This is a genomic window from Achromobacter sp. ACRQX (genome assembly GCF_022346505.1).
Taxonomy (GTDB): domain Bacteria; phylum Pseudomonadota; class Gammaproteobacteria; order Burkholderiales; family Burkholderiaceae_B; genus Achromobacter; species Achromobacter animicus.
This window is the reverse complement of record NZ_JAKRML010000024.1, coordinates 64,504-87,245: the sequence shown is the minus strand read 5'-3', so window position 1 is coordinate 87,245 and position 22,742 is coordinate 64,504. Positions and strand designations below refer to the sequence as shown.

Genomic DNA, 22,742 nt, shown 5'->3' with positions numbered 1-22,742 from the left:
GGATAATTGGGTCAGCGATTGAACCCAACGACATGGCCCACCGGGCCGACGCCGTGTATCGACCCGAACGCGCCGATATTTGCCGCGTGGAACGAGCCCGTCGCCGAGGCGCTCGTATCCGTCTTGCCGAACGTTGCGCCGCCGTTGGCGATGCTGTCGCCGACCATGATCGGCGCGTTGCCCGACACATGCCCGTACGACTCGCTATTGGCGTACTGCCGCGTGCTGGTGACGACTTGCGTGCCGTCGCGGCTGAACGATCCGCCGACTTCCGCGATGCCGCCCGTGCTGCCGAACGACGTCTGGCTCGACGAGCCGTAGCCGTTCACCTGGGTGGCCACCACCGAACTGCCGGTGGAGATGGACGAAGCGGTACCGTTGATGGCGCCGGCGTGACCGGTCACCGAACCGCCGACCTGGCCCGGGCCAGTGGCGTAAGCCGATGCGGCAAACAATGACAACGCGGCGACTGCTGCGAGCTTTTTCATTTGAGCTCCTCCTGATCCGTCTGCACGGATGCACAGGTGCCGGAGACCGACCGGCGCGGACCGTTACTACCCAGGAACTGCGCCCTTGCATTCGCAGGGCGTGGGACTTTCGTATTGGTACGGAATGATTGCGCCGTCCTAGGCAGGTCGGTATCGGTTAAACGAACGACCGGGTCTTTCTGGAGGATGGACTCGCGAATTACACAAACCTGAAAGCGGAGATACCGGCTTCGCGCGGCCATGCGTATGGATGACGCAATGCGTCCGTCAAGCCCCGCTTGCGGGTGGGTTTCAACTCAAAGGATGGGGCGGCGCGCGTGAGGCTCACGCGTGATATCTAACGCGCCAGGCGTAGCAGCCAGCCGGTCTCGCGGCGCGCCAGCATCAGGTCCACGGCCACCAGCACAAGCAGGAAGCCGCATTCGGCCACGTACAGATTGCCAAGCACCTGATAGCTGCCCAGCAGGACAATGCCGGTCACGCCCGCAAGATACGCGGGCCAGGCGGGCGGCAGCCCGGCCGCAACGCCGCTTGTGCGGCGCGACAGGCATAGCCACGAAACGAGCGGCAATCCAAGCATCGACAGGGGAATGTAGATGGCGATGGCAGACAGCAGCACCACAACGCCGAATTGCGTATGCAGGTACAGGGACATCAGGGCAATGATGCCGACGGCGACATACCAGAGCAGGCGGACGGAAATGAGACGAGTCAATGTGACGGCTCGGTGATTCATGAAACGGGCTGGAATCGAGGTTTTCGGCCATACTACTCCCGCCTTGCCTACCCCCATCAATCGGAGACCAAGCCATGATTCAGGAGATTGCCAGCATCCACGTCCGCGAAGGACAGGAAGCGCTGTTTGAAGCCGGTGTTACCCAGGCGAAGCCGCTTTTTCTGCGCGCCAAGGGCTGCCATGGCATGGAACTGTACCGCAGCATCGAGCAGCCGCAGCGCTACACGCTGGTGGTGGATTGGGAAACGGTCGAAAACCACATGGTGGATTTCCGGGAATCGGCCGACTTCCAGGAATGGCGCAAGCTGGTCGGAGGCTTTTTCGTTGAGCCGCCCCAAGTGCACCACGAGCAAAAAGTGATTTGAACGTTCGGCGCCGGTCCAGCGGCTGCGCGGACCGGCGCTTATTCTTCCGGGGGCTCGTTGTATTTGCGAGCGCTGCGCCGGAACGCATCGGCGGGATACTTGTTGGCGTTCTTCACCATCTTGCCGGCAACCGCCTGCGCGATATCAATGCCAAGCTGATCCGCCAGGGCCACCAGATACATCTGCACGTCGGCGATCTCGTCCGCGGCGTCCGCAAGCCGGGCGGCCGGCAGATTGCGCGACTCGTCTTCATCCAGCCACTGGAACAACGAGACGAGTTCGCCCGTTTCCCCCGCCAGCGCCATCGCCAGATTCTTGGGCGAATGGAATTGCTTCCATTCGCGTTCAGCCGTGAACTGGCGTACGGCGAGGCGGATTGCTTCCAGGTCTGACATGGGAACTCCCAAAGAAATGGCGCCTCGTTACGCGCAGGCCAGCCGAGCGCTGGCTGCAAGCGCGACCGCGACCGTCGTCCGCACGTCCGCCAACGCCCGGTGAGTCGGCTGCGAGGCGCCGACGTGCCGCGCCAGGATGTCGAGCTTGTGCGACGGCAACTCCGGCCACGCGCGGCGTGCCAACGCCAACGTGCAGTGCGTGGCGTTCGAAAAAGGCAGCCCCGTCTGGTCAGCGGCCGCGCTCAGGAAGCGCCGGTCGAACGAAGCGTTATGGAAGAACACCGGCAGATCCTCGACAAAATCCAGGAACGACGAGAAGGCCTGCGCGACGGGAATGCCGTCGCGATCGACTTCAGCCTGCGTAATGCCGGTAAGACGGGATATGAAGGAAGGGACACGGCCGCAAGTGCGAACGACCTGCGTGTATTCGTTGACGACCGCCCCGCCCTCGCCCACTCTGACCGCCGCAAATTCAAGAATTTCGCAGCTTGCGGTGGACAGGCCGGTCGTTTCCAGGTCGGCCACGATGAAGGGGCGGCCCAACGCTTCAAGCGCGTGCGTCAAGGCCGCTTGCGCACGCGCCGTGGGACGGGCCGGCGATGCGCTGGCCGCACGCGTGCGCCGATAGAAATACGTCACGCGCTTACTCCGCCGGATGCAGGGCGGCGAACCGGGCCGACCCGTCGGCAAGCTGCCCGAAGAACAGATCGGCCGGGCGCACCCACAGGCCGCGCGCGTGCGGCCAGAGGTGTTCGTACACCACCATGGACTCTTCGGTTTCGGAATGGCGGGCAGTGCCTATGTAGCGGTAAAGGCCACCCTTGTAGTGGCGGTGCGTGGCAAGCGCGAGGGCTTCGGATTCAGTCATGGACATCGGGCAAAAGGCGTGGCCCGCGGCGGAAATTGCCCGCGCGGGCCACAGATGATCGGCAATGCCGTCTTTATAGCGCACTCGCGCGCAGATGCCCTGCCCGCTAGGCGGCGCGCAATCGTCTCGTGGGTTCGGCGTGGGTATCGGTGAGATCTTCGGTCACGCCGGCCAGCTTGTCCGATTGCGCCAGCGAAACTTCAACGACCTGGGCCATGATTTCGGTCACGCGGCGAGACGACGCGACGATCCCCTCCATCGTGCCGCCGGCGGACTGGACCTGCACCGCGCCGCCTTCGACCTGCGCCACGGAGGTCGTGATGAGCGCCTTGATTTCCTTCGCGGCCGCCGCGCTGCTTTGTGCAAGATTGCGGACCTCTGATGCCACGACCGCGAAGCCCCTGCCGTGCTCGCCGGCGCGCGCGGCCTCGACGGCCGCGTTCAGCGCAAGGATGTTGGTCTGGAATGCAATGCCGTCCATGACCCCGATGATCTCGGAAATGCGGCGCGAACTGCCCGTGATGGCTTCCATGGTCGTCACCACGTCACGCATCGTATCGCCGCCCGTTTCTGCGATGCGGCTGGCATCCAGGGCGAGGCTGTTGGCCTGTCGCGCGCGTTCGGCGTTTTCGGTCAGGCCCTGCACGGCCACTTGCAGCGTCTGCGCGGCGGTAAAGCGCTTGGTGATGTCGGTAGCGAACTTCACCACCTTGAATGGCCGGCCCTGCGCGTCGAGAATGGGGTTATAGCTGGCTTCGATCCAGACTTGGCGTCCGCCTTTGCCCAACCGCATGTACTGCCCGGTGTCGTGCTCGCCATTGCGCAGCCGGCGCCAGAAATCCTTGTACGCCGTGCTTCGGGCTTCTTCGGGCGGGACAAAGAGGCTGTGATGCCGGCCCAGCACCTCGTCGGCGCGATACCCCACCGCACCAAGAAACAGGTCGTTGGCACGCAGGATGGTGCCGTCGAGATTGAACTCGATGATCGCCTGGACCTTGGAAATTGCCGCGAGCTGCCCTTCGGAATCTGCCTGGCGATTTTGCTGATCGGTGATGTCGGTGGCGTACTTGATCACCTTCACCGGCCGTCCGCGCTTGTCAAAGATAGGGTTGTACGACGCCTGCAGCCAGACGTCCGAGCCATCTTTACGAATCCGCCGATAACGGCCGGAATCATGTGCGCCCTGTCCCAGCCTTTCCCAAAAGGATGCATATTGCGGCGACCCGCGTTCATCGGGATCGATGAACATGCGGTGGTGACGCCCCTGGATTTCTTCGAGCGAATAGCCCGTGGTGTCCAGGAAGTTCTGATTGGCCATCAGGATGTGGCCGTTCAGATCAAACTCAATGACCGCCTGGGATTTGTGAATGGCGTCGATCTGTCCCAGCAGGTCGTTTTTATCGGTACTGCGATATCCACGGATAAAGCGGCCAAGAGTATGCCAAAGCATGGAAACCTCCAGGGTGTGTTTGCCGGCGTGCCTGGTACACGTAATTCTTATGTATCTAATGGAAACTACTTAATCCCAGAAATTATCATGGCCCGATGTAATTCTGAATGTCCCTTTTAAAAAGAATTCAAAGCGTCGTCACGACGCACACTCGGGAAATCCCGGATTCAAGCCGCGTCCAGCTCGCGATATTGGCGGAAAATGCCCTCGCCAAACGGCAAGCGCCGGCCGCTTGAAAAATAGGCCTGCAGTTCAGGCAAAGCGGTCACGCGCTCGTGCAGGGCGAACACATTTGGATAATGCGCGGCAACGGTGGCCATGCGTTTGGGAAACGCGAACAGCAAGCCATCGACCAGGTGATAAAGGGACAAGTCCACGTAGGTCCATTTGGCGCCGCCCGCCAACCACGCCTGCGGCCCGTCCAGCAGCCGTTCGAAATACCCCAGGAACTTCGGAATACGCGCTTCCCGAAATACCTTGGCGCGGCGGGCGGCCTCTTCTTTCTGGTCTTCGTAATAATCGCTGGCGGAAATGGGGTGATGAGTGTCGTGCGCTTCGGCCACCATGTCGGCAATGGTGAGTTGCAACTGGTTCACCCATAACCGGCCTTCAAGCGATTCGGGCGCAAGGCCATGCTTTTCGCCGAGGAAAAGCAGAATATTGGCGGTCTGCCCCAACGTCATTTTTCCGGCCACCAGATAAGGCGGCGCGAAAGGCGGATGCTTGCGGGCCGATTGCATGTCGTCGATCAACGCGCTTTCGTCGGCGCCCGGATCGCGGGCGCGTTCCCGATACGGAATACCGCCCGCTTCCAGCGCCAGGCGCACGAATTCTCCCCGCCCGGGAATGCCATCCCAATACCAAAGGTCGTAGGTCATACGGTCTCCTTTCAGTTGGTGCTGCCTAACCTGCAGTCTGCAGTCGGAACAGCGCGTTAGCAAGGCGCATGCCGGGCGCCTTCAAGAAAAATGGCGCGCCAGCCGTAAGCAAGCACGCCATTTTTAATGACCGGAAGTTCCCTACGCCTGCGCCGCGTCTTCGAGGATCATCTCCGCGCCGCGCTCGGCCACCATCATGACGGCGGCCTGCGTGTTGCCGGAAACCATCTTCGGCATGACCGAGGCATCCACCACGCGCAGGCCCGTCAGCCCGTTGACACGCAGCCGCACGTCCGTGACGGCCGCGGCGTCCGTGCCCATGCGGCAGGTGCCGATGGGGTGGTAGATGGTTTGTCCGTTGCGCCGCGCAAAGTCCAGCCATTCGTCGTCGCTGTCCACCTGCACGCCGGGGCTGACCTCGGCCTCCACGTAGCGTTTGAGGGCGGGCTGGCTGACGATGCGGCGCGCCACCTGCATCCCGCCTACCAGGCTGTCGCGGTCGACCTGCGCGGACAGGAAGTTGGGCCGGATGGCAGGACCGGCCAGCGGATCGGCCGACTTGATGTGAATGGACCCGACGGACTCGGGACGCAACTGCGCCACCCCGATCGTCATGCCAGGATGCCGGTCCAGGATGCGTTCGGCGGCGTTGGCGTAGCTGGCGTGCACGAAGAAAAACTGCACGTCGGGGGTGGGCAATCCGGGCGCGCTTTTCACGAAGCCGTGCACCAACCCTGTGCCCAGCGTCAGGATGCCTTTGCGGCTTATGTAGTAACGCGCCACCTGCTGCGCCAGCCGCCAGCCGCGCGACATTTCGTTCAAGGTGACCGTGTTCTTGACGCGCCAGTTCATGCGCGTGGCGAAGTGGTCGATGTAGTTTTCGCCCACCGCCGGCTGCGCGTGCACCACGCCGATACCGTGCGAGGCCAGCAAGGCTGCATTGCCCACTCCGGACAGTTCGAGCAATTGCGGGGATTGCACCGCACCCATGCAGACCAGCGTTTCGCGGCGTGCGCGCACGACGTGTTCCTGCCCGTTCTTGCGGTAGACCACGCCCACGCAGCGCTTACCTTCAAACACCAGACGCGTGACATGGGCGCCGCATTCGACACTGAGGTTGCGCCGTCCCGCCGCCGGTTTCAGGTAGCCGTCCACGACACTCCAGCGCCGGCCGTGGTGCTGGAGCACCTGGTAGTAGCCCACGCCTTCCTGATCGCCGCTGTTGTAGTCCGGATTGAAGGGTTGGCCGTCTTCGCGCGCAGCCTGCAGGAAGGCGTCCGACACCGGAAAGCGCTCGGCCACCTCTTCAAGGTGCATCGGGCCGTCCTTGCCGCGGGTCTCGCCGCCCGGCGCGTAGTTCTCTATCTTGCGGTAGATGCGCTCGGCCACGTCGCGTCCCCAACCGGCAGCGCCCGCGGCCACCCAGCCGTCGTAATCCTGGGGCTGGCCGCGCACGTAGATCATGCCGTTGATCAGCGTGGACCCGCCCAACCCTTTGCCGCGGGGCACGGCGATGACGCGTCCGTGGACGTTGTCCTCCGGTTCGGTGGCAAAGCGCCAGTTGTATTGCGGATCGACCAGCAGCTTGGAAAAGCCCGCCGGAATGGGAATCCACATGCTGCGCGCCTCGTGGCCGGCCTCCAGCAGCAGCACGCGATACTTGCCGTCCGCGCTGAGGCGGTTGGCCAGGATGCAGCCGGCCGTTCCGCCACCCGCGATGATGAAGTCGTAGTCGCCCATCGTTGTCTACCGAATGTGTGCAGCGCCGCCTAACGGGCGGACGTCACGCCCAGCGTTTCCACCATCAGTTCGATCTGGCAGGCCAGCATCGGCGCGCCGTAATGAATCTTGCAGCCGCGCGCCTGCGCCGCCACGAGCAGCGCCGTGTCCTTGGGCTGCATGATGACCTCGCAGACCAGTTGGTCCGGCGTCAGGCGGCTGACGTCCAGCGGTAGCGGATCGCCCTCTTTCATGCCCAGCGACGTGCCGTTGACGACGAGGTCATGGCCGGCCGGGTCGGCATTGCCCACCGCGATCTGCGCCTCAGGATGCAGCGACAGGATGCGGGCCTTCAGGTCCTCGGCCTTGGCGGGCGTGCGGTTGGCGATGGTCAGGCGTGAGACGCCAGCCTGCACCAGCGCGAAGCCAATCGCATTGGCTGCGCCGCCCGCGCCCGCCAGGTAGACGCTCTTGCCCTCGGGGGCGACGCCGCAACTGCGCAGGCCACGCACGAAGCCCTCGCCGTCCAGCATGTGCGCCACGAGGCGCCCATCGGCCTCACGCCGCAACACATTGGCCGCGCCGATCTTGCGTGCGACGGGCGTGGCGTCGTCGGCCAGTTCCAGGATGGCGGTCTTGTGCGGCACCGTGACGATCACGCCGCCCAGGTTTTCCAGGCGGCGCAGGCCGTCGACCACGGCCGCCAGGTTGTCGGGCCGCGCGTGAAATGGCACGCAGACGCCATCGAAACCGATCTTGGCGAAGTGTTCGTTCATGCGCTGCGGCGTCTTCACATGGTGAATCGGGTCGGCGAGGATGCCGAACAGGCGCGTGTTGCCGCTGATTTCCTTCATGGATGTCTCCGGATCAATGCTGGATGAATTCTCGCGCGACGCCGGCAATGCCTTCGGCGTCTAGCTTGTAATGGGCGTACAGCGTGGTGGGCGGCGCAATGAGGCTGTATTCGTCATAGATGCCATGGCGGCGCAACCGCGTGCCGGTGCCCGCGTCGGCCAGCACCTCGGCAACTGCCGAACCCAGGCCGCCCAGCACATTGTGCTCTTCGACCGTCATCATCAGGCGCGACTGCCCGGCAGCCTTCAGGATGGCGTCGCGGTCCAGCGGCTTGATCGTCGGCATGTCGATCACGCCAACCGACAGGCCCTCTTCGCGCAACTGGCGAGCCGCGGCCAGCGCACCGTGCAGCGTGATGCCGCAGGCGATCAGCGTCAGGTCGCTACCGGCTTCGTGGACGATGGCACGGCCGAATTCGAACGGCGTGTTGTCTTCGTAGACCTGCGGATCGCGCCCGCGGCCGATACGGAAATAGATGGGCTCGGGCCAGTCCGCGGACGCCTTGATGGCCGCCGCCAATTGCGGGCCGTCCGCGGGAGACACCACCGTCAGGCCCGCCAGCGCGCGCATGGTGGAGATGTCTTCGGTGGCGTGGTGCGAGGTGCCATAGAAACCCAGACTGATACCCGTGTGATGGCCGATCAGGCGGACCGGGAGGCGCGTGTAGGCGACGTCCATCCGGATCTGTTCGCAGCACAGCAACCCGAGGAACGACGCGAACGTGGCGACGAACGGCATCATGCCGGTCGTTGCCAGCCCGGCGGCCGCCGACACCATGTTCTGCTCAGAGATGCCGAACTGCACGTAGCGGTCGGGATAGGCCTCGGCGAAGCGGTTCAGCCCGTTCGAATACTGCAGGTCGGCCGATCCGGCCACGACGGGATGCCCGGCCTTCACCAGCTCGATCAATCCGTCGGAAAGGTAGGACAGCCCGGGGTTCACCGCATTCAGGGCGCGGTACTGCCAGGAATCGGGAGAGAGTACTTGTGCCTGTGCCATTCAGATCTCGCGGGAGAGGATTTCTTCGACAGCGCTTTGCGCATCTTGCGGGGCCAGGTAGCCCAGGTGCCAGCCTGGTTCGGCTTCCATATAGGAGACACCCTTGCCCTTGATGGTCCGGGCGATCACGCATGCGGGCTTGGCGCGCGCATCATCGGCGCGCAGGCGGCGCAGCAGCGCGGTCAGTTCGGCAAGATTGTGGCCATCGACTTCATGGACCTCCCAGCCGAACGCCTGCCACTTTTCTTTCAGCGACTCCACCCCCATGACGTCGTCGACCTTGCCGTCGAGCTGATAGCCGTTGCGGTCGATGATGGCGATGAGGCGGGACAAGCGGTTGTGCGCGGCGAACAATGCGGCTTCCCACACCTGCCCTTCCTGCATTTCGCCGTCGCCCAGCATCACGAACACGTTGAAGTCCCGCTGGTTCATGCGGCCGCCGACGGCCATGCCAACGCCGTTGGACAGCGCATGACCGATGGAGCCCGAGCTGAAGTCGACGCCCGGCACCTTGCTCATGTCGGGGTGATCGCCGAGGGGGCTGCCCAACCGCGTGTAGCCGTCCAGCAGCGCGTGATCGATGAAACCCAGATCGGCCAGCACGGGGAACAGGCCGACGGCGGCGTGGCCCTTGCCCATCAGGAAGCGGTCACGATCCGGCCACTGCGGCTCGCCCGGGCGCAGACGCATCACATCAAAATAAAGCGCCGCGAAGATCTCGGCGCACGAAAAGACGGAACTGTAGTGTCCGACCTTGGCGATTTCGATGAGGCGGATGGTCTCCAGCCTGATATGGCGGGCCTTTTCCCGCAGCATCGCGATTTCCCCTGCGGTAGGGGCCTCCTGATCCTTGCGCATCGCGCCTCCTCCTGTTGTATGGATATATGATATATAATATACCCATTGCGCTCGAATTGGCTACGCCGGGCTAGAATCGCTCCTGGATTCACCTGCACCCTCCATACAGCAAGCCAGAAACGCCATGCCCAGCCTCAAACCGGTCAAAAAAGAGAACCTTTCCGTCAGGGTCTACAACGAAATCCGTAATGCCCTGATCAACGGGCAATACGAACCTGGCGAGCGCCTGATCATCGGCGAGCTGGCGCAGGAAATGGGCGTATCCATCACGCCCGTGCGCGAGGCCATCTTCCGGCTGATCAGCGAGCAAGGGCTCGAGATGCAGGCAGCCACCGCGGTCTACGTGCCGTACGTCAACTCGGAAAAGCTGCGGGAGATCCAGCAGATCCGCTTCCACCTTGAAGGCATGGGCGCCGCCGAGGCCGCGCAAAACATCACGCGCAAACAGCTCGACAACCTGATCGCGTTGCAACGGGATTTCATCTCGTGCACGTCCACCGACCCCAAGCGCGCCAGCTACCTGAACCGCAAATTCCACTTCGCCATCCTCGAAGCCAGCAACAAGCCCATCCTGCGCAACACCGTTGAGTCGTTCTGGGTCATCACCGGCCCCATCCTCAAGGTGTTTCACGTCAAGACCGCCGGCCTGGACTATTCCGAAAACGAGCATCGCCACGAGGCCGTCATCGAGGCCCTGGAAGCGCGTGATTCGGAAGCGGCGCGCAACGCCATCCAGGCCGATCTGGTCTGGGGCGGAAAGATCATGATCGACTGGCTGGTCGAACGGGAAAAAGAACTCGACTACCGCCCCCCAGGGGCTCGCAAATAGGGAGACGCCATGCTGAAGATTTTCGGAGCGCCCAGCCGCTACATCCAGGGATCGGGCGCCCTGGACGCGCTGGGGCAATACGCGGCGCTGTTCGGAAAGCGCGCCGCCCTGGTCATCGACAGCTATGTGCATGGCGTGTTGGGTCCGAGAATCGAGGCGCTGTGCGCCCAGCATGGCGTGGTGCTTGCGCCGCTGATCGTCGAAGGCGACCTGACGCCTGAAGTCATCGACGACTTGCGCGCGCAAGCCGCGCCGGCGAACATCGACATGGTCATTGCGGTGGGCGGCGGCAAGTCGCTGGATGCCGGCAAAGCCGTGGCCAAGTCGTCGCACTGCCACCTGATCACCGTGCCCACCGTCGCGTCCAACGACGCGCCCACCAGCAAGAATTACGTGCTTTACGACGCGCATCACAACCTCCTGGCCGTCGAGCACATGTTGTTCAATCCGACCATCGTGCTGGTCGACACCGCCATCATCGCGACCGCCCCGGTGCACTTCTTCCGGGCCGGGCTGGGCGACGCAATTTCCAAAAAGTTTGAAGCCGAACAGTGCCAGCGCAACGGCGGCAAGAACATGTACGACGCGGCGCCGCTGCTCACGGCCCAGCTCATCGCCGACGGCTGCCTGCGCACGCTGCTGGCGGACGGCGCGGATGCCGTGGCCGTTGCCGGAAGCGGCCAGCCCACGCCCGCCTTCGAGCGCGTGGTGGAAGCGATGATCCTCATGAGCGGTCTTGGATTTGAAAGCGGGGGCCTGTCCATTGCCCACGCTCTGACGCGCGGGCTACCAAAGATCAACGGCGTCGCCACCGCGCTGCACGGCCTGCAGGTGGCGGTGGGCTTGCTGGTGCAGCTTGACCTGGAAAACCGCAACGACGGCATGCTGGCCGATCTGACGCAGTGGTATGCCCAGGTCGGCCTGCCGGTCACGCTGCGCGAACTTGGCGCGGCCGGCGAGCCGTCCGATGCGGAACTGTCGCTGGCGGCGGACCTCAGCCTGAAAGCGCGCCATGCCGCCAACTTTGACCGTACGCTGGATGTGGCCACGCTGGCCGCCGCGCTGCGCCGTCACGCCTGACCCCACTGCTGCCAGCAAGGGCTGGCGGGTTTGAAGCCCGCCGGCCGGCCTGCCCGTCCGCAGCATCAGAACGCGACGTTGTCCTTGCCTTTCAATCCCAGCTTGGCCCGCGCTTCGTCCGGCGTGGCGACCTCCAGGTTCAGCGCCTCGAGGATGCCGCGGATGCGCTCCACCTGCACGCGATTGGATTCGGCCAGTTGTCCCGGTCCGATCCACAACGAATCTTCAAGACCCACCCGCACGTTCGACCCCATCGCTGCGCCGATGGTTGCCAACGGCATCTGGTTGCGGCCGGCGCCCAGAATCGACCATTCGTAGTCGTTGCCAAAGAGGCGGTCCGCCGTGCGCTTCATGTGCATCAGGTCTTCCGGGTGCGGGCCGATGCCGCCCAGGATGCCGAACACCGATTGGATGAAGGGCGGCGACTTGACCAGGCCGCGGTCCACGAAATGCGCCAGGTTGTAGAGGTGGCTGATGTCATAGCACTCGAACTCGAAGCGCGTGCCGTTGGCGTTGCCAAGCGTCAGAATGGACTCGATGTCTTGATACGTGTTGCGGAAGATGAGCGAGCGGCTGTTCTCCAGATGCTCCCGCTCCCAGTCGTGCTTGAACTCGGAGAAGCGGTCCAGCATCGGAAAGAGACCGAAGTTCATGGAGCCCATGTTCAGCGACGCCAGCTCCGGCTGGAACGTAGTGGCCGGCCGCATGCGCTCTTCCACCGTCATGTGCGGACTGCCGCCGGTGGTGATGTTGATGATGGCGTCGGTCTCGCGCTTGATGCGCTCAAGGAAAGGCTTGAACAGCGCCGGATCCTGCGAAGGCTTGCCCGTCTGCGGATCCCGCGCATGCAGGTGCAGGACGGCGGCGCCGGCCTTGGCCGCGCCGATCGCCGCCTCGGCGATCTCGTCGGCCGTGACCGGCAGGTGCGGCGACATGCTGGGCGTGTGGATGGCGCCCGTCACGGCGCAAGTGATGACGACTTTCTGTTTGGGCTTAGCCATTGTTGTCTCCGTGTTGTTTGTGACGCATGAGGCGCATCAGCTTTTCGTCGCGCCAGAAGCGGCGTGCGGCAAGGTCTTCCTCGGGCAGCAGGGCGCGCCGCTCTTCGGATAGTGCGTCGACCAGCGCGCCTTCCCAGGCCACGCAATCGCCCTGGCTTGCGCCAATGGACTGATAGAGTCCGCCATAGCGGCGGCAGTAATCCGCAAGGCCGCCCGGCGCGTTCAGGTCGATGGTTTCAAACGGTCCCATGAAGGACCAGCGCAGACCCAGGCCGTCCTTGACGGTGGTGTCGATGTCTTCGGCGCTGGCGATGCCCTGGCTTGCCAGCCGGAAGGCTTCCTGCAGCAACGCGCCTTGCAGGCGGTTCAGGATGAAACCTTCGATTTCGCGCCGCACCAGCACGGGCTTCTGGCCGATGCCGGTCATCACGTCGCGCGCGCCGGACAGCGCTTCGGGGCTGGTCCACGGCGCCGGGCACAGTTCGACGACCGGAATCAGGTACGGCGGATTGACCGGATGCGCCACGAGGCACCGGTGCCTGCCGGCGAGATGCTCGGTGAACTGGCTGGCCGGGATGCTGGACGTCGAGCTGCCGATGATGGCGTGCGGTTCGGCCAGCGCGTCCAGTCCGGAAAACAGCGCGCGCTTGATCTCGACGTTTTCCGGGGAATTCTCCTGGATGTAGCTGGCGCCGTGCAATGCCTCTTGCAGGCTGGCCGACACCTGCACGCGGTCAACGATGGCATCCGCGTTGTCGAGCAGGCCCTGTGTTTCCAGCACGCGAAGCTGTTGCAGGATGAGCGCACGCGCTTCGGCAAGCATCGCAGCGTTCACATCATGAAGCCGCACTTCCCAGCCCATGCGCGCAAAGACGATGGCCCACCCCTGCCCGATCAGCCCCGTTCCAATGATGGCCGCGCGCCGCGGCATGTGGTCCGCGGCCATCAGTAGAGCTTCTGCGTGAAGCCGTCCACGACGATGGCCTGGCCTGTCACGCTGCGCGCCGCTTCGCTGGCGTTGAACAGGACCATGTTGGCGATGTCGCGGGCTGTGACCATGCGGCCGAGCACGGCCTGGTTTTCGTACTGCGCCGCGATCTCTTCGACCGGCCGGCCCAGCGTATCGGCCTTGGCGGCGATGACGGCGCGAATTCGCGGGCCTTCAACCGCGCCGGGCAGGATGGCGTTGACGCGAATGCCATGGCCGCCCAGTTCGATCGCGAGCGACTTGGTGAACCCGATGACCGCCCATTTGGAGGCGGAATACACCGACCGGCCGGCAAAGCCAAGATGCCCTGCCGCCGACGAGAGATTGATCATCACGCCGGCCTTCGATTCCTTGAGCAGGGGAATGGCCTGACGCGCGCAGAGGAACTGGCCGGTGATGTTGACGGCGAGCGTTCGGTCCCAATCCGCCTTGGAAAGCGTTTCGACGAAACCCGTGGGACCGGCCACACCCGCGTTGTTGATCAGAATGTCCAGGCCGCCGAGTGTTTGGCGAACGGCGGCGAACAGCTGTTCAACACCGGCTTCGTCGGATACGTCGGCCCGCGCCACCTGCACGCCGGGCAGTTCCGAAGGCAACGCGGCCAGCCGTTCCTCGTTGACGTCGCACACGAACACGGTAGCGCCTGCGTGGTGAAAGACCTTGGCCATTTCCAGGCCCAGCCCATCGGCGCCGGCGGTGATGAGCACTTTCTTGCCGGTGAAATCCACTTCCTCGAACATGCGTTTGTCTCCTAGGATCGTTCTTATAAGTGCGGATCATCATATACGATATATGATAAAACCAGCTATCCGGTGATCCGTCTTGCGTGTGCCGCTTCATCCAAAAAGCGTCGTTCGTCTGACGGAATCAGCTGCGCATTTTTCTCGTATATCGGCCGCTGAGGCTTTATTCATGCGGTTTCAGGGAATTCCCTGATTCGGCATGAAGCGACCGCCACTAGAATCCAAGGCGAGGGTTCCTCGCCCCGCCGGCGCATATATCATATATAGCAAAAGACGGACGGAACGCAGTATCCAGTCCGCATTCCATACCAACAAAGGAGCGTAGACAGTGTTCAAGTTCAACAAAATTGTTTTGGCGCTGGGTGTATGCGGCGCGCTGGCAAGCGGCACCGCAGCGGCCGACATGAAGGTGGGCGCGCTATTCCCGTTCAGCGGCGCGCTTGCGCTGCTTGGACAGGAAAGCTATCGCGGTCTGGAACTGGCCGTTAACGAGATAAACGCGGCCGGGGGGATCAACGGCGAGAAGATCGAAATCATCAAGGCCGACGCCGTCGACCCGACCCAGGCGGTGTCCGAGACCAAGCGTCTGATCTCGGCCAACGTGGTCGGGGTGTTCGGCAGCTACGCATCGGGCATTTCGTACGCGGCTTCGCCCGTGACGGAGCTGGCGGGCGTGCCTTACTTCGAACTGGGCGCCACCGCGCACAAGATCACCACGCGCAATTACAAGTACCTGTTCCGCAGCAATCCCAACACCGCGCTGTACGGCGTGTCGGTGGTGAACGCGTTGCATGACACCATCGCGCCGGGCATGGGCTTGAACCCGAAGGACATCAAGATCGGCATCATCCACGAAGACGGCCCGTATGGCACCGACGTGGCGGCCACCGAAAAGAAGCGCGCGCAGGAGCTTGGCTACAACGTGGTGGAGGTCCTGCCCTACTCGGCCAAGACTGTCGACCTGTCGTCGCTGATCCTGCGCCTGAAAGGCGCGAAGGCCGACGTGGTGCTGCAGACGGCCTACCAGAATGACGCCATCCTGTTCTTCAGCCAGGCGCGCGCGGCGGGCTTCAAGCCCAAGGTCGTGATCGGCGCGGGCGGCGGCTATTCGCTGGCCGACACCGCCAAGGCCGTGGGCGCCGACATGAACGGCGTGTTCGACCTGGACTTCCCGCAAGCGTCCATCAATCCGGCCGGCGCGCCTGGCCTGGACAAGTTCCTCGAAGCCTACAAGGCAACCTACAAGAGCGATCCGCAATCCGGCCACAGCCTGACCAACTACGTCGGCGCCAAGGCCTTCTTTGAAGCCATCGGCAACGCCAAGTCCACGGACAAGGACAAGATCCGCGCCGCGGTGCTGGCCTACAAGAAGGCCGCCGGCCAGACGGCCAACGGCTGGGGTTTCGACTTCGGCGAAGACGGGCAGAACAATGCCTCGACCTTCTACGTGATGCAGTGGCAGGACGGCAAGCTCGTCACCATCGGTCCGGAAAACCTCGCTCTCGGCAAGCCCATCTTCAAGAAATAAAGCGCGATGCCAGCGGCCGGGCGCCGGGGCCTTGCGCCCCCGGTGCGCGTCCGGTCTTACCCGGGGCCTGAGCGCCCCGCCCCTGGACGCTGCGGGACAGGGACGGGGCGCTTCCCGCACTTAGAGGTTGCACAATGGAATTATTCATTCAACTGGTCATCAACGGCCTGTTGCTGGGCGGCGCATACACGATCATCAGCTTGGGGCTGACGCTCATTTTCGGTGTCGTGCGCGTCGTGAACTTCGCGCATGGCGAGTTCCTGATGATCGGCATGTACATGGTCTATCTGATCGCGGCGCAGTTCGGCGTCCACCCCTACGCGGGTCTGATTCCGGTGGCCGTCATTCTGTTCGCGCTGGGCGCGCTGACGCAGAAGGGCATCATCCAGCCGCTGCTTCATGCGGATCAACACATCCAGATCTTCGCCACGGTGGGCGTGTCCACCATCCTCTTGAACCTGGCGCTGGTGATCTTTGGCGCAAACGTCTATCGCGCGCCGGTCGAATTGGGCACCAACGCCATCGAGTTCGGTCCGTTCTCGATGGTCACGGGACAAGTCGTCACGTTCATCATCGGCCTGACGCTGGCCGTGCTGCTGCACCTGTTCATGCACCGCACCTATCTGGGCCGCGCGTTGCGGGCTGTGGCACAGCACCGCTACGCCGCCACGCTGATGGGCGTGAACGTCAATAACGTCTATGCCATTGCCTTCGGGCTGGGCACCGCCTTTGTCGGCATCGCCGCGGGGTTGCTTGCGCCACAGTACCCGGTGTTCCCCACGGTGGGCACCTACTTCGTGCTGACCGCGTTCGTGATCGTGGTGCTGGGCGGGCTGGGCAGCCTGTATGGCGCAGTCGCAGGGTCCATGATCATCGGCATCGTCGACACGCTGGCGGGTTTCTACATCGCGCCCGACCTGAAAGAGGTCGTCTATTTCGGGATCTTCCTCTTGATCCTTGTCCTGAAGCCGAACGGTCTGTTCGGTGTCGGTACAGAGTGACCAGAACAACAAGGAGCAAGACGTGTTTCCCGACTTTCGACATCCCAAAGCCTACGTCAGCCTCATCCTGCTGATCACGATGTTCCTCGTGCCCGTCGTCATGGGCACGCCCTTCTGGACCAACCTCTTTGTCCTGCTGTTCGTGTTTTCCGCGCTGTCGGTCGCCTGGAACATCGTGGGCGGCTATGCCGGCCAGTTGTCCCTCGGCCATGCAGTGTTCTATGGCATCGGCGGCTACACGGCCACGCTGTTGACGCAGAACTTCGGCATCTCGCCGTGGATCGGCATGTTCGCGGGAGCCGCCATTTCCGCGGCCGTCGCCATCCTGATCAGCTATCCCACGCTGCGCCTGCGCGGACCCTTCTTTGCGCTGGCGACCATCGCCATCCTGGAAGTGGTTCGCCTTCTGGTCATCCACGAGGAAAGCTGGACCGGCGGCTCCAGCGGCATCAGCCTGCCCTTGAACATCGGCTGGGCGTGGATCGTGTTCCGCGAGAAGATCAACTACGTCATCATCGCGTTCGGTCTGTTCGTGCTGGTGACGTGGGTCTCGTGGTACATCCGCAAGTCGCGCATCGGACACTACCTGATCGCGATCCGCGAACGCGAGGATGCCGCGCTGGCCGTGGGCATCCACACCGTGCGCGTGAAGATCATCGCCGCTGTGGTGTCCGCGGTGCTGACCAGCATCATCGGCACGTTCCACATCACCTACCTGACCTTCGTCGATCCCAGCTCCGCGTTCTCGCTGGAGCTGTCCATTCAGGTCGCGATGTTTGCGCTGATCGGCGGGTTGGGCACCGTTTCCGGCCCGATCGCGGGCACCTTCCTGGTGCTGCCCATCGCGGAACTGGCGCGCGGCTGGCTCAGCAGCGTCGGCAACGGCATGCACGGATTGATTTACGGCCTGATCCTTGTCGCGGTGGTGCTGACCATTCCGCGTGGACTGGCAGGTGCGTTCGGACCGTTCATCGAGCGCATGCTGGCGCGCCTGCCCTACCTTGGCACGCCGCCGGCCAAGCTCAAGCTGGCCGACGAGATCCGCATCCGTAACGCCACCCGCAGCGAGCAGCCGGTCCTGAAGGCGGAGGGACTGTTCAAGAGCTTCGGCGGCCTGCGCGCCACGAACGACGTATCGCTGACGCTCAACCAGCACGAAATCCTGGGCATGATCGGGCCCAATGGCGCGGGCAAGACCACGGTGTTCAACCTGCTGTCGGGCTTTCTGTCGCCGGACAAGGGCGACATCACGATGCGCGACGAGCAAGGCAACTGGGTCACCTGCAAGACGCCCGACGCCTTTGCGCACAAGGGCCTGGGCCGCACGTTCCAGATCGCCAAGCCGTTCACGGGGCTGACGGTGTTGGAAAACATCATGCTGGGCGCGTTCATCCACACGTCGGACCGCGACGAGGCCGAGCAGATCGCCCTGAAGGTGGCCGAGCAGACCGACCTGGTGAAGTATCTGAACACCGAAGCGCGCAGCCTCACGGTGGGCGGCATGAAGCGTCTGGAAGTGGCGCGTGCGCTGGCGATCAAGCCGCGCATCCTGCTGCTGGATGAGGTGATGGCGGGCTTGAACCCCACGGACATCGAGAAATCCATCCAGATGATCCGCCGCATCCGCGATTCCGGTGTTTCGGTGCTGCTAATCGAACACATGATGCAGGCCACGATGGCGCTGTCCGACCGCATCATCGTCCTGAACGAAGGGGGCGTGCTGGTCAGCGGCGCTCCCAAGGACGTGGTCGAGAACCCGGCCGTCATCGAAGCCTATCTGGGCAAGGAGTATCAGGATGCTTAAGGTGTCGAATCTGACGTCGGGCTATGGCAAGAGCCAGGTGCTCAACGGCCTGAATTTCGAGGTGAACGCGGGCGAGATCGTCACGCTGATCGGCGCCAACGGCGCGGGCAAGACGACCACGCTCAAGACGCTGTGCGGCGTGATTACCGCCACGCAGGGCAAGGTGGAGTTCGAAGGCCAAGACCTGACGAACCGCGAACCCTACGACATCGTGGACGCTGGGATCACCATGATTCCCGAAGGGCGGCAGCTGTTTCCGCACTTCACCGTGCGCGACAACCTGCTCATGGGCTCGTACAAGCGCGCGGCGCGGCCGATCGTCGAACGCAAGCTCGACGAAGTGCTGCGCATCTTCCCGCGCGTGAAGGAGCGGCTGAGCCAGTACGCCGGGTCGCTGTCGGGCGGTGAGCAGCAGATGGTGGCGATTGCGCGCGGCATGATGGCGGACCCGAAGCTGCTGGTGTTCGACGAACCCTCGCTGGGGCTGTCGCCGCTGCTGGTGCAGCAGATGTTCGACATCATCCGCGACGTCACCTCGCACGGCGTGACGGTGCTGCTGGTGGAGCAGAACGTGTTCCGCACGCTGCGGCTGGCGGATCGCGGTTATGTGCTGGAAAACGGCGCGATCGTGCGCACGGGCACGGGCGCGGAATTGCTCAGCGACCCTCACGTCAAGAAGGCCTATCTGGGCCACTGAAATCCAAGGACGAACGTCTCATGTCTTTACGCTGCACATTCATCGACCATGGCAAGGGCGGCGCGCCCGACTGCATGCGCATCGCCGAACGCGACATGGAAGCGCCGACGGGCCGCCAGGTGCTGATCGAAGTAGCCTACGCGGGCGTCAACCGCCCGGACGTGCTGCAACGGTCGGGGTCCTATCCTCCGCCCCCGGGCGCCTCGCCCTATCTGGGCCTGGAAGTGTCGGGCACCGTCGTGGCGGCCGGTCCCGAGGTGCAAGGCTTGAAGGCCGGCGACCAGGTCTGCGCGCTGACGCCGGGCGGCGGCTATGCCCAGTACTGCCTGGCCGACGAGCGCCATTGCCTGCCGGTGCCGCGCGGTCTGGATCTGCTGACGGCCGCGGCCATTCCCGAAAACTACTTCACCGTCTGGACCAACGTGTTCGACCGAGCACGCCTAACCGCAGGCGAAAAGTTTCTGGTCCACGGCGGCTCGAGCGGCATCGGCCTGACGGCAATCCAGCTCGCACGCGCATTCGGCGCGGAAGTCTGGACCACCGTCGGCAACGCAGAGAAAGCGGATGCCTGCCTGAAAGCCGGCGCGCACCATGCCGTGCAGTACCGCGACGCAGACTTCGAGGCCGCCGTGCGCGAGGGCACGGGCAACGTGGGCGTCGACGTGATCCTGGACATGGTGGGCGGCGCCTACATCAACAAGAACCTGCGGTTGCTGGCCCTGAACGGACGGCTGGTGCAGATTGCGTTTCTGGAGGGCAGCAAGGCCGAGATCGACGCCCTGCCCATCATGACCAAACGGCTGCAATTCACCGGGTCCACGCTGCGCCCGAGGTCCGACGAGGACAAGGGCGCCATCGCGCAATCGCTTGTGCAGAAGGTGCTGCCGCTCATGGAGCAGGGAAAGTGCCTGCCCCTGATCCATGAGGTCTTCCCGCTGGCCGAGGCCGCGCGCGCGCACGCGTTGATGGAAAGCAGCAAGCACATCGGCAAGATCATGCTGCAGGTGCGGCCATGAACGCGCGCTTTACCGGCCAGACCATCATCGTCACGGGCGCGGTCGGCGGCATCGGCTCGGCCATCGTCGAGGCGTTTCTGGCCGAAGGCGGCCGCGTGGGTCTCGTCGACTTCAATGCGCAGGCCGGGCAAGCCTACGAGAAGGAACTCCAAAAGCGTGGCCATGACGTGTGTTTCGTGCCCACCGACGTCGCGCATTTCGACCAGTGCCAGGCCGCCTATGACCGCATCACGCGCGAGCTGGGCGCCGCCACTGTCCTGGTCAACAACGTCGGCATCTCGCCCAAGACGAACGGCCGCGCGCTGAAGGTATGGGAGATGCCGCCGGCGGAGTGGAACAACGTCGTCTCGGTGAACTTGAACAGCGTGTTCTACATGACGCATCTGGCCACGCCGCACATGGTGCAGGCGCGGCAGGGACGCGTCATCAACATGTCGTCGGTGGCCGGCAGGGCGTACTGCGATATCGTGGCGGCGCATTACGCGGCCACCAAAGCCGGGCTGATCGGGCTGACGCGGCACTGGGCAGCCGAGCTCGGCGAACATCAGGTGACCGTGAATGCGCTGGCGCCCGGCCGGATCAGCACACCGCTGCTGAAAAGCGTGCCGCAGGAAATCAACGACGCGGTGGCGGCGATGACTGCGCTGCGGCGCCTGGGCACGCCCGAGGAAGTGGCGGATGCCTGCCTGTTCTTCGCGTCCGATCAGGCCAGGTTCGTGACTGGGCAGGTGCTGGACGTGGCGGGCGGCTGGCTGATGACCTAGCCCGCTAAACGCTCAGTCCTGCACGCCCAGCCGGTAAACCACCGTGTCCAGGCGGCTGACGCCCGCAGACTGGAACTTGGGTTCCTTGTCGAGAATGTCGCGGCGGTCGATGATGACAGCGGGCGAAACGTCCGAGAAGATTGTCTGCACCTCGCTGTCGACCACGGAAAACGGCGGGCCTGCCATCTCTTCCTGCGGATAGTCCAAGGTGATGAGCAGTCCGCGATAGGACGGCGACAACTGCCCGTAGACGTGGCGCACGTAGCTTGCCCGCATCGCGTCCGGCAGCGCAACGAGCGCCGCGCGGTCAAACACGCCCACGCAATGCGACAGCACCTGCGCATCCATCTTGAAGATGTCTCCGCAGACGATCTCGATGTTGCCGGCCACGTAGTGCGTGCCGTATGCGGACTCGTGCTTGACCGGCCGCAATTCGTTTTCGGTGAAGAACTGTTCCACCGCAAGCTGCGAGAGCTCTGCGCCCAGCACCTGATGGCCCTGCGCGGCCAGCCACACCATGTCCAGCGACTTGCCGCAAAGCGGGACCAGCACCTTGCCGCCCTTGGGGACGTCAAGCGTCGGCCAGTACTTCTGCAAAAGCGGCGTGATCCGAGCCTGATGAAAATGCGTGCGCCCTTCGCGCCACCGTTCCAGCCAGAATTCCGCGTCCATGACTTGTCTGCTCCTCCTATGAATACGTGTCGCAACTGCACAGCGATGTTTGGCACCCGGGCGGCACCGGGCGACGCCCGATCACGCCGGGTGGCGCGCCGGGAACAGCGTGCCCGCGGCCATCGCCCGAGCGCCTGATCGTACGCAATACGCGCTCGGGCATTGTAGTGCTGGTCTGAAATGTCGGGCGCGGCCGCCCCGCCGCCGCTTCGTCCGCGATGGTTCCGGTATCGTATGGGCCCGACATGACGCCCGGCGGCCCTTCTCATGCTTGCAGCGCTTCGCATCCGTCTTTTCTCTCCGTTGCTTCTCGTCAGCGTTCTGATGGGCCAGCCAGCCCATGCCCAGGACGCGTCGCAGCTGGACGACGCTTATCTTGCAGAGCTGCGAGCGGAGAACGACGCGCTGCGTGCGCGCATCCAACAGTGGCCCCCTGCCCTGCAGGCGCAGAACGCGCAGATCTCCGCCGCGCTGCGAGCCGGCAATCGCCAGGAGGCGCAGCGCATCGCCGAAGACATGGCGCGGCAGGCGCCCGCCGACGCCGACATCAGGCTGTTCTTGGGAAAGCTGCACGGTCAGCAAGGCAACATGGCGGCGGCGCTTGCGTTATTCGAGCAGTCCATCGCATTGAATCCCGACAACAGATGGGCGTACGTCAACAAGGCGGGCGCGCAGGCCGAGCGCGCGGACCTGCCCAACGCGCTGGCGACAACGCAGGTGCTGACCGCAAAGTTTCCTGGCTGGAGCATCGGCTACAACCTGCAGGCGTCGGTGCTGGATGGGTTGAACCGCCCGGAGGAAGCGCTGAGCGCCTTTGAAAAGGCCGTGCGCGCCAAGCCGGCCAGCGCACTGATCCTGACGAATCTGGGCAACCTGCAACGCAGGCTTGGGCGTCTGGCGGACGCCCGCAGCTCCTACGAGGCCGCGCTACGCCTGCAGCCCGGCTACGCCTTCACCGAAACCCAGTTGGCAACCCTGCCCCAATAGGGCCAATGCGCCCGGAGACCC

The 22,742-nt window shown here is 63.9% G+C and carries 25 protein-coding genes; 10 read left to right on the top strand and 15 right to left on the bottom strand.

Features of this window, described 5'->3' with window-relative positions; translation table 11 throughout:
• Positions 1–11 precede the first annotated feature (11 nt).
• Positions 12–488 (bottom strand): hypothetical protein, encoded by a 477-nt coding sequence (locus tag MHZ91_RS20155; RefSeq protein WP_175138299.1) that lies wholly within the window; start codon positions 486–488, stop codon positions 12–14.
• A 337-nt stretch (positions 489–825) separates the two neighbouring features.
• Entirely contained in the window at positions 826–1,203 is a 378-nt protein-coding gene (locus MHZ91_RS20150; protein ID WP_239215374.1) for a hypothetical protein, read from the bottom strand.
• A 95-nt stretch (positions 1,204–1,298) separates the two neighbouring features.
• On the opposite strand from MHZ91_RS20150, the gene MHZ91_RS20145 reads away from it, so the two are divergent.
• Entirely contained in the window at positions 1,299–1,589 is a 291-nt protein-coding gene (locus tag MHZ91_RS20145; protein WP_056570634.1) for an antibiotic biosynthesis monooxygenase, read from the top strand.
• Between the two features lie 38 nt (positions 1,590–1,627).
• Here MHZ91_RS20145 and MHZ91_RS20140 read toward each other — a convergent pair whose 3' ends face one another.
• From MHZ91_RS20140 to MHZ91_RS20095, 9 genes are all read right to left on the bottom strand, one after another.
• Positions 1,628–1,984 carry a nucleotide pyrophosphohydrolase gene (locus tag MHZ91_RS20140; protein WP_239215372.1) on the bottom strand — a complete coding sequence of 119 codons (357 nt, stop codon included), beginning with the start codon at positions 1,982–1,984 and terminating at the stop codon, positions 1,628–1,630.
• A 27-nt stretch (positions 1,985–2,011) separates the two neighbouring features.
• Entirely contained in the window at positions 2,012–2,623 is a 612-nt protein-coding gene (locus MHZ91_RS20135) for a PolC-type DNA polymerase III (protein WP_175126011.1), read from the bottom strand.
• 4 nt (positions 2,624–2,627) lie between these two features.
• Positions 2,628–2,852, bottom strand: a complete 225-nt coding sequence (locus MHZ91_RS20130) for a DUF1653 domain-containing protein (RefSeq protein WP_056570982.1) — start codon at positions 2,850–2,852, stop codon at positions 2,628–2,630.
• Positions 2,853–2,958: 106 nt separating this feature from the next.
• Entirely contained in the window at positions 2,959–4,302 is a 1,344-nt protein-coding gene (locus MHZ91_RS28325) for a methyl-accepting chemotaxis protein (protein WP_218343221.1), read from the bottom strand.
• Positions 4,303–4,469: 167 nt separating this feature from the next.
• A complete protein-coding gene (locus MHZ91_RS20115) occupies positions 4,470–5,180 on the bottom strand; it encodes a glutathione S-transferase (protein WP_239215370.1) in 711 nt (236 codons plus the stop codon).
• A 141-nt stretch (positions 5,181–5,321) separates the two neighbouring features.
• Positions 5,322–6,920: a GMC family oxidoreductase gene (locus MHZ91_RS20110; protein ID WP_239215368.1), complete on the bottom strand. Its 1,599-nt coding sequence runs from the start codon at positions 6,918–6,920 to the stop codon at positions 5,322–5,324.
• A gap of 29 nt (positions 6,921–6,949) precedes the next feature.
• Complete coding sequence (locus tag MHZ91_RS20105) at positions 6,950–7,753, bottom strand: shikimate dehydrogenase (RefSeq protein WP_239215366.1); 804 nt, start codon at positions 7,751–7,753, stop codon at positions 6,950–6,952.
• Between the two features lie 13 nt (positions 7,754–7,766).
• Positions 7,767–8,753, bottom strand: coding sequence for a transketolase family protein (locus tag MHZ91_RS20100; RefSeq protein ID WP_239215364.1), 987 nt, complete (start codon positions 8,751–8,753; stop codon positions 7,767–7,769).
• A complete protein-coding gene (locus MHZ91_RS20095; RefSeq protein WP_239215362.1) occupies positions 8,754–9,611 on the bottom strand; it encodes a transketolase in 858 nt (285 codons plus the stop codon). It lies immediately after the preceding gene.
• 124 nt (positions 9,612–9,735) lie between these two features.
• On the opposite strand from MHZ91_RS20095, the gene MHZ91_RS20090 reads away from it, so the two are divergent.
• Positions 9,736–10,440: a GntR family transcriptional regulator gene (locus MHZ91_RS20090; protein ID WP_056570648.1), complete on the top strand. Its 705-nt coding sequence runs from the start codon at positions 9,736–9,738 to the stop codon at positions 10,438–10,440.
• Positions 10,441–10,449: 9 nt separating this feature from the next.
• Complete coding sequence (locus MHZ91_RS20085; protein WP_239215361.1) at positions 10,450–11,520, top strand: glycerol dehydrogenase; 1,071 nt, start codon at positions 10,450–10,452, stop codon at positions 11,518–11,520.
• Between the two features lie 65 nt (positions 11,521–11,585).
• On the opposite strand, the gene MHZ91_RS20080 is transcribed toward MHZ91_RS20085, so the two are convergent.
• Genes MHZ91_RS20080 through MHZ91_RS20070 form a run of 3 tightly spaced genes read right to left on the bottom strand, consistent with a single transcriptional unit; the run spans position 11,586 to position 14,249 of the window.
• A complete protein-coding gene (locus tag MHZ91_RS20080; protein WP_056570653.1) occupies positions 11,586–12,521 on the bottom strand; it encodes a 3-keto-5-aminohexanoate cleavage protein in 936 nt (311 codons plus the stop codon).
• Complete coding sequence (locus tag MHZ91_RS20075; RefSeq protein ID WP_239215360.1) at positions 12,514–13,467, bottom strand: 3-hydroxyacyl-CoA dehydrogenase; 954 nt, start codon at positions 13,465–13,467, stop codon at positions 12,514–12,516. Before MHZ91_RS20075 ends, MHZ91_RS20080 begins: the two co-directional genes overlap by 8 nt.
• Positions 13,467–14,249, bottom strand: a complete 783-nt coding sequence (locus MHZ91_RS20070) for an SDR family oxidoreductase (protein WP_218343213.1) — start codon at positions 14,247–14,249, stop codon at positions 13,467–13,469. The genes MHZ91_RS20075 and MHZ91_RS20070 overlap by 1 nt, the downstream gene beginning before the upstream one ends.
• Positions 14,250–14,580: 331 nt before the next feature.
• Here MHZ91_RS20070 and MHZ91_RS20065 point away from each other — a divergent pair, with 331 nt between their 5' ends.
• The 6 genes from MHZ91_RS20065 to MHZ91_RS20040 all read left to right on the top strand — a co-directional run bounded on the left by MHZ91_RS20065 (position 14,581) and on the right by MHZ91_RS20040 (position 21,062).
• Positions 14,581–15,780, top strand: coding sequence for an ABC transporter substrate-binding protein (locus tag MHZ91_RS20065; protein WP_239215359.1), 1,200 nt, complete (start codon positions 14,581–14,583; stop codon positions 15,778–15,780).
• Positions 15,781–15,914: 134 nt separating this feature from the next.
• Positions 15,915–16,781: a branched-chain amino acid ABC transporter permease gene (locus tag MHZ91_RS20060; protein ID WP_175126000.1), complete on the top strand. Its 867-nt coding sequence runs from the start codon at positions 15,915–15,917 to the stop codon at positions 16,779–16,781.
• Between the two features lie 22 nt (positions 16,782–16,803).
• Positions 16,804–18,585 (top strand): ATP-binding cassette domain-containing protein, encoded by a 1,782-nt coding sequence (locus MHZ91_RS20055; RefSeq protein WP_175125999.1) that lies wholly within the window; start codon positions 16,804–16,806, stop codon positions 18,583–18,585.
• Entirely contained in the window at positions 18,578–19,282 is a 705-nt protein-coding gene (locus tag MHZ91_RS20050) for an ABC transporter ATP-binding protein (RefSeq protein WP_105240095.1), read from the top strand. The genes MHZ91_RS20055 and MHZ91_RS20050 overlap by 8 nt, the downstream gene beginning before the upstream one ends.
• Before the next feature lie 20 nt (positions 19,283–19,302).
• Positions 19,303–20,298, top strand: a complete 996-nt coding sequence (locus tag MHZ91_RS20045) for an NAD(P)H-quinone oxidoreductase (protein ID WP_239215358.1) — start codon at positions 19,303–19,305, stop codon at positions 20,296–20,298.
• Positions 20,295–21,062, top strand: a complete 768-nt coding sequence (locus MHZ91_RS20040; RefSeq protein ID WP_239215357.1) for an SDR family NAD(P)-dependent oxidoreductase — start codon at positions 20,295–20,297, stop codon at positions 21,060–21,062. The genes MHZ91_RS20045 and MHZ91_RS20040 overlap by 4 nt, the downstream gene beginning before the upstream one ends.
• Before the next feature lie 12 nt (positions 21,063–21,074).
• Here the strand turns inward: MHZ91_RS20040 and MHZ91_RS20035 are convergent, their stop codons facing one another.
• Positions 21,075–21,734: a thiopurine S-methyltransferase gene (locus tag MHZ91_RS20035; protein ID WP_239215356.1), complete on the bottom strand. Its 660-nt coding sequence runs from the start codon at positions 21,732–21,734 to the stop codon at positions 21,075–21,077.
• Between the two features lie 267 nt (positions 21,735–22,001).
• On the opposite strand from MHZ91_RS20035, the gene MHZ91_RS20030 reads away from it, so the two are divergent.
• Entirely contained in the window at positions 22,002–22,721 is a 720-nt protein-coding gene (locus MHZ91_RS20030; protein WP_239215355.1) for a tetratricopeptide repeat protein, read from the top strand.
• Positions 22,722–22,742: the final 21 nt, after the last annotated feature.

Bases quoted from the DNA above. Each gene is read 5' to 3' on its own strand.
- MHZ91_RS20030 (WP_239215355.1), top strand. From the start codon at position 22,002: ATGCTTGCAGCGCTTCGCATCCGTCTTTTCTCTCCGTTGCTTCTCGTC.
- MHZ91_RS20100 (WP_239215364.1), bottom strand. From the start codon at position 8,753: ATGGCACAGGCACAAGTACTCTCTCCCGATTCCTGGCAGTACCGCGCC.
- MHZ91_RS20045 (WP_239215358.1), top strand. From the start codon at position 19,303: ATGTCTTTACGCTGCACATTCATCGACCATGGCAAGGGCGGCGCGCCC.
- MHZ91_RS20080 (WP_056570653.1), bottom strand. From the start codon at position 12,521: ATGGCTAAGCCCAAACAGAAAGTCGTCATCACTTGCGCCGTGACGGGC.
- MHZ91_RS20090 (WP_056570648.1), top strand. From the start codon at position 9,736: ATGCCCAGCCTCAAACCGGTCAAAAAAGAGAACCTTTCCGTCAGGGTC.
- MHZ91_RS20095 (WP_239215362.1), bottom strand. From the start codon at position 9,611: ATGCGCAAGGATCAGGAGGCCCCTACCGCAGGGGAAATCGCGATGCTG.
- MHZ91_RS20105 (WP_239215366.1), bottom strand. From the start codon at position 7,753: ATGAAGGAAATCAGCGGCAACACGCGCCTGTTCGGCATCCTCGCCGAC.
- MHZ91_RS20075 (WP_239215360.1), bottom strand. From the start codon at position 13,467: ATGGCCGCGGACCACATGCCGCGGCGCGCGGCCATCATTGGAACGGGG.
- MHZ91_RS20085 (WP_239215361.1), top strand. From the start codon at position 10,450: ATGCTGAAGATTTTCGGAGCGCCCAGCCGCTACATCCAGGGATCGGGC.
- MHZ91_RS20110 (WP_239215368.1), bottom strand. From the start codon at position 6,920: ATGGGCGACTACGACTTCATCATCGCGGGTGGCGGAACGGCCGGCTGC.
- MHZ91_RS20070 (WP_218343213.1), bottom strand. From the start codon at position 14,249: ATGTTCGAGGAAGTGGATTTCACCGGCAAGAAAGTGCTCATCACCGCC.
- MHZ91_RS20140 (WP_239215372.1), bottom strand. From the start codon at position 1,984: ATGTCAGACCTGGAAGCAATCCGCCTCGCCGTACGCCAGTTCACGGCT.
- MHZ91_RS20145 (WP_056570634.1), top strand. From the start codon at position 1,299: ATGATTCAGGAGATTGCCAGCATCCACGTCCGCGAAGGACAGGAAGCG.
- MHZ91_RS28325 (WP_218343221.1), bottom strand. From the start codon at position 4,302: ATGCTTTGGCATACTCTTGGCCGCTTTATCCGTGGATATCGCAGTACC.
- MHZ91_RS20130 (WP_056570982.1), bottom strand. From the start codon at position 2,852: ATGACTGAATCCGAAGCCCTCGCGCTTGCCACGCACCGCCACTACAAG.
- MHZ91_RS20155 (WP_175138299.1), bottom strand. From the start codon at position 488: ATGAAAAAGCTCGCAGCAGTCGCCGCGTTGTCATTGTTTGCCGCATCG.
- MHZ91_RS20035 (WP_239215356.1), bottom strand. From the start codon at position 21,734: ATGGACGCGGAATTCTGGCTGGAACGGTGGCGCGAAGGGCGCACGCAT.
- MHZ91_RS20115 (WP_239215370.1), bottom strand. From the start codon at position 5,180: ATGACCTACGACCTTTGGTATTGGGATGGCATTCCCGGGCGGGGAGAA.
- MHZ91_RS20040 (WP_239215357.1), top strand. From the start codon at position 20,295: ATGAACGCGCGCTTTACCGGCCAGACCATCATCGTCACGGGCGCGGTC.
- MHZ91_RS20050 (WP_105240095.1), top strand. From the start codon at position 18,578: ATGCTTAAGGTGTCGAATCTGACGTCGGGCTATGGCAAGAGCCAGGTG.
- MHZ91_RS20060 (WP_175126000.1), top strand. From the start codon at position 15,915: ATGGAATTATTCATTCAACTGGTCATCAACGGCCTGTTGCTGGGCGGC.